The 7,038-nt window shown below is 60.2% G+C and carries 5 protein-coding genes; 2 read left to right on the top strand and 3 right to left on the bottom strand.

Translation table 11 applies throughout. The annotated features are described in order from the left end of the window. Positions 1 to 876 (top strand): IS4 family transposase (locus tag ACMX25_RS07875; RefSeq protein ID WP_414949048.1); only part of this gene is annotated, 876 nt, incomplete at its 5' end. Positions 877 to 906: 30 nt separating this feature from the next. Here ACMX25_RS07875 and ACMX25_RS07870 read toward each other — a convergent pair. Next, on the bottom strand, positions 907 to 1,971 hold the full coding sequence (locus ACMX25_RS07870) for a glycosyltransferase family 4 protein (protein WP_414949046.1): 1,065 nt from the start codon (positions 1,969 to 1,971) through the stop codon (positions 907 to 909). A gap of 972 nt (positions 1,972 to 2,943) precedes the next feature. Here ACMX25_RS07870 and ACMX25_RS07865 point away from each other — a divergent pair. Continuing rightward, the gene (locus ACMX25_RS07865; protein WP_414949044.1) at positions 2,944 to 4,782 is read left to right on the top strand and encodes an ABC transporter ATP-binding protein; all 1,839 of its coding nucleotides are present in this window, start codon (positions 2,944 to 2,946) and stop codon (positions 4,780 to 4,782) included. Between the two features lie 80 nt (positions 4,783 to 4,862). On the opposite strand, the gene otsA is transcribed toward ACMX25_RS07865, so the two are convergent. Both otsA and otsB read right to left on the bottom strand, forming a co-directional pair. Further along, entirely contained in the window at positions 4,863 to 6,242 is a 1,380-nt protein-coding gene (gene otsA / locus ACMX25_RS07860; RefSeq protein ID WP_414949043.1) for an alpha,alpha-trehalose-phosphate synthase (UDP-forming), read from the bottom strand. Continuing rightward, positions 6,239 to 7,009: a trehalose-phosphatase gene (gene otsB / locus ACMX25_RS07855; RefSeq protein ID WP_414949041.1), complete on the bottom strand. Its 771-nt coding sequence runs from the start codon at positions 7,007 to 7,009 to the stop codon at positions 6,239 to 6,241. The genes otsA and otsB overlap by 4 nt, the downstream gene beginning before the upstream one ends. Positions 7,010 to 7,038: the final 29 nt, after the last annotated feature.

Here is a 7,038-nt window from a genome sequence, read left to right as displayed (position 1 = left end):
GGATTTCCGTTAGCCTATCTGGTTGCGGTGATCTGTCTGGCAAGCGGCGCAGTGCTGGAGGCGGCGCTCGGAACTTATGCGGGCAAAGGCAGCGGGGAGCTGGCGGCGTTTCGCATGCTGCAAAGCTCGTTTCGTCGCGGTGACGTGATCGTTGCTGACGCCTTGTACTGCCACTACTTTCTGATGGCCTCAATGATCGCCGCCGGGGTGGATGTCGTGATGGAACAGCATGGGGCGCGCCACACCGACTTTCGGCGCGGCAAGTCGCTGGGCACGCGCGATCACCTTGTGACGTGGCCCAAACCCCAGCAGTGTCCCGCCTGGATGACGCGTGAGCAGTACCAGGCCTTCCCCGATGAACTGACAATGCGCGAGTCCAGGCTGCATCACCAGGTGCTGGTCACCACGATGCTTGATGCACGCAAGACCCGCAAACAGGACCTCTCGCAGTTGTATGCCAGGCGCTGGAACGTGGAACTGGATCTACGTAACATCAAGACAACGATGGGCATGGATGTGCTGCATTGCCAAACGGCCCACATGAACGAGAAGGAGATCTGGGTCCATCTGCTGGCCTACAACGTAATCCGGCTGCTGATGGCCCAAGCCGCCAGCCACTACGCCACGGACCCGAGAGCACTGAGCTTCAAGCACACCGTGCAGCTATGGACTGAATGGCTGGCCAGAGGGCTGACGGCAACGCACGACCAGAGTCTCCTGTTCAGCCTGATCGCACAGTCCCGTGTTGGGAATCGCCCCGGTCGCATCGAACCACGAATGCGTAAACGTAGACCGAAGTCTTATCCATGGCTGAAAGAGCCTCGTCACATCGCTCGCGAGCGCGCCCGAAAATATGGGCACGCTCCTCGGGCTTAAGTAAGTGCCATTCTCTCTAGAACCTAAAAATCAGCCCGCGTTAACTTCGCGAAGAACGGTACGACGCTTGGCGCGCAGCAGTTCTTCATACGTCTGGACGTAACGCGCGGCCATGACCTTCGACGAAAAACGCGTTTCGAATGCCTGACGCACCTTGGCGCGCGGCAGCATGTCGAGGCGCTTCACGGCGGCAATCGCGCTCAGTTCGTCTTCCACGACAAAACCCGACACGCCGTTTTCGATCACTTCCGGCACCGAACCGCGATTGAACGCGATCACCGGCGTGCCGCAGGCCATGGCTTCGATCATCACCAGGCCAAACGGCTCCGGCCAGTCGATCGGGAATAGCAGCGCGTGCGCGTTACCGAGGAACTCGGTCTTCTGCTGCTCGTTGATCTCGCCGATGTATTCCACATGCGGCAGCGCGAACAACGGCTTGATCTGCTCTTCGTAATACGCACGATCCGCGTTATCGATTTTTGCAGCGATCTTGATCTTCATGCCCGCCGCGCCAGCAATGCGGATAGCCCGGTCGACGCGCTTTTCCGGCGAAATGCGGCCGAGGAACGCGAGGTAGCCCGGTTCAACATTCGGGATCGGCGTGAGCAGGTTTTCCGGCAGGCCGTGGTAAACGGTCGAGAGCCAGTTGGCTTGCGGCAACGGCTGACGCTGGTTGTCGGAGATTGAAACAACCGGCGCGTCATTAAACGTGCTGAAGATCGGCTGCAATTCCGGCAAGTCGAGACGGCCGTGCATCGTCGTCAGGAACGGCACCGGCTGACGCGAGAACAGCGAGAACGGGTAATAGTCGATGTGAAAGTGCAGTACGTCGAATTCGTCAGCGCGGCGGCGGACTTCTTCCAGCAACAGCATGTGGGGCGCCATCGTGTCGCGAATGGTCGGGTCGAGGCGCAGCGCCTGCGGCCAGAAGGCTTCGAGCTTCGCCGACGTTTGCGAATCACCGCTCGCGAACAATGTGACGTCATGGCCGGCCTCAACCAGCGCTTCTGTCAGATAGGACACCACGCGCTCCGTGCCGCCGTAGAACTTCGGGGGGACGGCTTCGTGAAGAGGCGCGATTTGAGCGATTCGCATGTCGGAAACTCCTAATAATGTCAGGCAAAAATTGATGCGCTTGGCATCGGTCGTTAATCAAGCGAATCGCCCCACCCGGACTCGGCACGATGCTGGTGTCTCCAGCGGAATGGCCGATAGCACGAGAAAAATCGCGATGCTTCGCTGTTGCTTGGGTGTTGCTGCTGCGTTGCTGCTACTTCGGGTACCGGGCGTCAGATTCAGAGCGTGATCAGGTAGAGCAAGATCGATTCCATCTCGTAAATGCAACGCACCCAGCCATAAACGCGCAACCTGCAGAGCCGTTGACCGGAACCTACAACTACCTGTCAAAACTCCTAAGGGGAAACCCGGGGTGCAGTATCCCGTTTTTTACAAGGTTTCCAATCTTACATTTCAACTTATTTAAGTTGTTACATCGTCGATACACTTTGCAAGCCCTTGTTTATCAAGGCTGTTCTACGCTGACCACATGGACGCATTCATGGCCCAAATCGATCGCAGCCACGCTCCTAATGTGAGGGCGCTGCGAAATTCTTCAAATCCGCGTGCGCCAGAACCTGCCAGAACGTATCTGACATTGATTGGCCGCTGCCGGATTTGCCATTAAGCGCCGCTCTGCAGATAGCGGGACCGCGACGTGCTTTCACCCTGCCAAGGGCGAAGTTTCAAGTTAAAGCCAGTTCATGTCGACGTACCGCGACTAGCACCGGGCGGACAGTGAAAGGTGCACGACGCGTCACCAGCAGGCATCGATTGCCCAATTGAGACGGTGCGCAGACAACGCACTTTTGCTAAAAATCAGCGTCGACTGATGAATATGCGGCACGGAAAGCATTATGCGAGACGATTTGGCTCGCTACACTCGCTACAATTCAGCAATCGGTGCTGCACGCCATTGGCACATCATTGCCTCGCTGGCCAGAAGCGCGGCGCTTGGCGACTCACGGCGAAGCACCGCGCTCAACCGCTCTACTCGAACGAAAACGACCATTGGACCAACTCACTGTCTCTCAGCGTAACGTACACAACGCGAAGCTCGCGAGCTATGCAAATCGCCCGTTGGCCTTCCTGTTCCGTTACATCCGCCGGCACCCGGTCGCACACACCATCGTGCTGGTCAGTGTGCTATCCGCTGTCGGCTGCGCGCTCGCCTCGCAGTACGCGATCAAACATCTGATCGATGTGCTCGGCCAAGGGCGCGGCCATCCCGGTCCGCTTTGGGCCGCCTTCATGATCCTGGTCGGCCTGATTGCCGCCGACAACATGCTGTGGCGAGTCGGCGGCTGGGTCGGCGCGCACGCGTTCGTCGTGGTGACGGGCGACTTGCGGCGCGACTTGTTTTCCTACCTCAGCGGCCATTCTCCGACGTACTTCTCGGAGAAACAGCCCGGCATGCTCGCGAGCCGGATCACGGCGACATCGAATGCGATCTACACCGCCGAAAACACCATGGCGTGGAACGTGTTGCCGCCGTGCATCGCGGTGATCGGCGCGATTGTGATGATCGTGGCCGTGAATCCGCTGATGGCCGGCTGCCTGATGCTCGCCTCGGCCATTCTCGCACTGGTGCTTTACCGGCTCGCCGGACGCGGCTCGGCACGGCATCACACGTTCGCCACGAAAGCGGCATCGGTGGATGGCGAGCTGGTCGACGTGATCGGCAACATGGCGCTCGTGCGTGCGTTTGGTATGACCTTTCGCGAGCAAAAGCGCTTCGGCTCAACGGTTAAAGCCGAAATGGTCGCGCGTCAGCAAAGCTTGCTGTATCTGGAAAAACTGCGGCTGTTCCACGCTGTCGTGACCGCGATTCTTTCGGCGGGACTGCTTGGCTGGGCGTTATGGCTGTGGTCGAAGGGGCGAGCAACGTCAGGCGATATCGTGCTGGTCAGTTCGCTTGGTTTCACGATTCTGCACGGCACGCGCGATCTGGCCGTTGCCCTCGTGGATGTCACCCAGCACGTCGCCCGTCTGGCGGAAGCCGTGCAAACGCTGCTTGAGCCGCACGGCATGCCCGACCGGTCCGACGCAACTGAACTCGTGCCGCAAGGCGGCCGCGTGGACTTCGAGGAAGTCACGTTCGCGTATCCGCGCCGCCGTCCGATCCTCGATAAATTCAACCTGCACATCGAGCCGGGTCAGCGTGTTGGCCTGATCGGCAAGTCGGGCGCCGGGAAATCGACGGTGCTCGCGTTGTTGCAACGCTTCTACGAACCGCAGGGCGGCTCGATCAAGGTCGACGGGCAGGATATCTCGCTGATCACGCAGGACAGCCTGCGGTTATCGATTGCGCTCGTGCCACAGGACATTTCGCTGTTTCACCGGACCGTGTACGAGAACATCGCGTACGGCCGGCCGGACGCATCGCGTGAAGAAGTGCTCGCCGCCGCGCGTGAGGCGCGCTGCTCGGATTTCATCGATGCAATGCCGGAAGGGTTCGACACCATCGTGGGCGATCGTGGCGTGAAGTTATCGGGTGGACAACGTCAGCGCATTGCCATTGCGCGCGCGATCCTGAAGAACGCGCCTATCCTGCTGCTCGACGAAGCTACGTCGGCGCTCGATAGTTCGTCGGAAGAAGCCATTCAGCAAGCACTCGACCGGCTGATGGTAGGCCGTACGGTGATCGCGATTGCGCACCGATTGTCCACGCTGCAGGGCTTCGACCGGATTATCGTGATGAGCGCCGGCAAGGTGATCGACGACGGTTCGCCGGATCAGTTGCGTAACCGGCCGGGGTTGTATCGGGAACTGCTGTCCAAGCAGCACGGCAAGTTGCCGCCGACGACCATGCCCTCGCAACAATTGGCGGCGAAGGCTGAATCGACCTGAGTTAGCTTTATCGTGACTCGAACGAAAAAAAGCCGCTTCGTTTCATCAGACCGAAGCGGCTTTTTTACGCCTGCAAATTTCTACGCCTGCAGATCGCGCATGAAGTTGTCGCGCCATACCGAGACGTTGTTCTCGCGGAGTTGCGCGAACATGTCCGTGTAACGGGCCTGCCGCTCGTTTAACGGCATTGCGAGGGCCGTGGCCAACGCGTCCGCCATGCCGTCGATATCGAGCGGATTCACGATCAGCGAACCATTCAATTCCTGCGCCGCGCCCGCGAATTGCGACAGGACGAGCACGCCGGGATCGTCGGGATCTTGCGCCGCCACGTACTCCTTCGCGACGAGATTCATGCCATCGCGCAACGGCGTGACGAAGCCCACATGCGACGCGCGAAACAACGCGGCAAGCACCGGCCGCTCATATTGCCGATGGATATAACGGATCGGCGTCCAGTCGAGCTCCGCGTAGCGTCCGTTGATGCGCCCTGATTCCCCTTCGAGCTGCAGCCGGATGTCCTTGTACGTGTCCATATCGGCGCGCGTGGGCGGCGCGATCTGCACGAACGAGACGTTGTTGCGCTGCGCCGGCTGGTGTTCCAGCAGTTTTTCAAACGCGCGAAAACGCTCGACCAAGCCCTTCGAATAATCGAGCCGATCGACGCTCATGATCAGCTTGCGGTCCCGCAGCGTCGTCTTGACGGTCTGCACTTCGCGCCCGCTTTCGCCGTCTTTGGCAAGCGAGGCAATTTCATCGGGATACACGCCGATCGGATAAGCCGCCGCCCGCAAATTCTTGCCAAACGCGCTCACCGCGTTCGGCTCGCCGGCAATGCGTACGACCGAGCCATTCGCTTCCGTCTCGATGTAATCGCAAAACGCGCGCAGATCGGGCGCTGTCTGGAAACCGAGCAAGTCGAAGGAACAAAGCGCCTCGACCAGCACGCGATGGCGCGGCACGCTGAGCAGAACCTGCGCGGCCGGAAACGGAATGTGCAGGAAAAAGCCGATGCGATTCGTCACGCCCTCATCGCGCAACGCCTGGGCGAACGGGATCAGGTGATAGTCGTGGACCCAGATGACGTCGTCGGGTTTCAGCAGCGGCGCCAGTTGTTTGGCGAGCCAGCGATTCACGCGGCAATAACCATCGAATTCATCGCGGTCGAACTGGATCAGGTCCGGCCGATAGTGAAACGCCGGCCACAACGTGGCGTTCGAAAAGCCGCGGTAATACTGGTCATAGTCGCGTTGCGCCAGGCCGATGGTCGCAAACGTCACGCGTCCACGCTCTTCCAGCGTGATGCTTTGGGGCGGCTCGGCGACCACATCGCCGCTCCAGCCGAACCACATGCCGCCGGTTTCCTTGAGCGCGTCGTAGACACCGACCGCGAGACCGCCCGCCGCCGGGCCGCCTTCGGAGATTGGCGCGACCCGGTTCGAAACAATGATCAGCCTGCTCACGAACGCGTCCCTTTAGAACCATCGACACCTTCAATTCCCGCTATACGCTCCAGCCATTCGAGCAGCGCGCTAACCGATTCGACACGTGAATGCGCGAGCGTGTCGCCGGCGCCGACCTTGATCGAAACGCCGTTGCGCTCGTTCACCACGGCGAAGCCTTTCTCGTCCGTCAGATCGTCACCGATAAACACCGGCAGACGGCCTGCGAACGGCGGTTCATTGAGGAAGGCTCGCACTGCACGGCCTTTATCGACGTCCTTTGGCTTGATTTCATAGACCATCTTGCCGGGCTGCAGTACGTAGGCATCGGCGTATTGGGCGACGAGTTTCTCGGTCGCCTCGCGCGCCGCCGGGCCGCGCTCCGGCGCATTGCGGTAATGCAACGCGAGCGCCGCGCCCTTGATTTCGAGCAGCATGCCGGGATTTGCCGTCACCGTGCCTTCGAGCACGTGTTCCATGCGCAGCAGGCGCTCGTCGTTGAAACCGACGCGCAGGACATCGCCGTTCGAATCGCGCCGCTCAGCGCCATGCAAACCCGCCACGGGCAGGTCGGGCATCGAAAGAAACGAGTCGATGCTGTCAATCCCGCGTCCCGACACAATTGCTACCGCGCCGTTGGTCGCGCGGCGCAAGGCGCTCAGGATGGCCGGCACGGCCGGCTGCACGGTGACGCCGTCCGGCGTTGGGGCAAGTTCGACGAGCGTGCCGTCGAAATCGAAGAAAAAAGCGGTAGTGGCAAGCGGAAAATTGTCTGGGAGCTTTTGCATCTATATCTGCCTTTCAGCCGGAGAAAGAC

Source organism: Caballeronia eucalypticola, assembly GCF_047608185.1.
In the GTDB taxonomy this organism is placed as follows: Bacteria; Pseudomonadota; Gammaproteobacteria; order Burkholderiales; family Burkholderiaceae; genus Caballeronia.
This window is presented reverse-complemented; position numbering and strand designations above follow the sequence as displayed.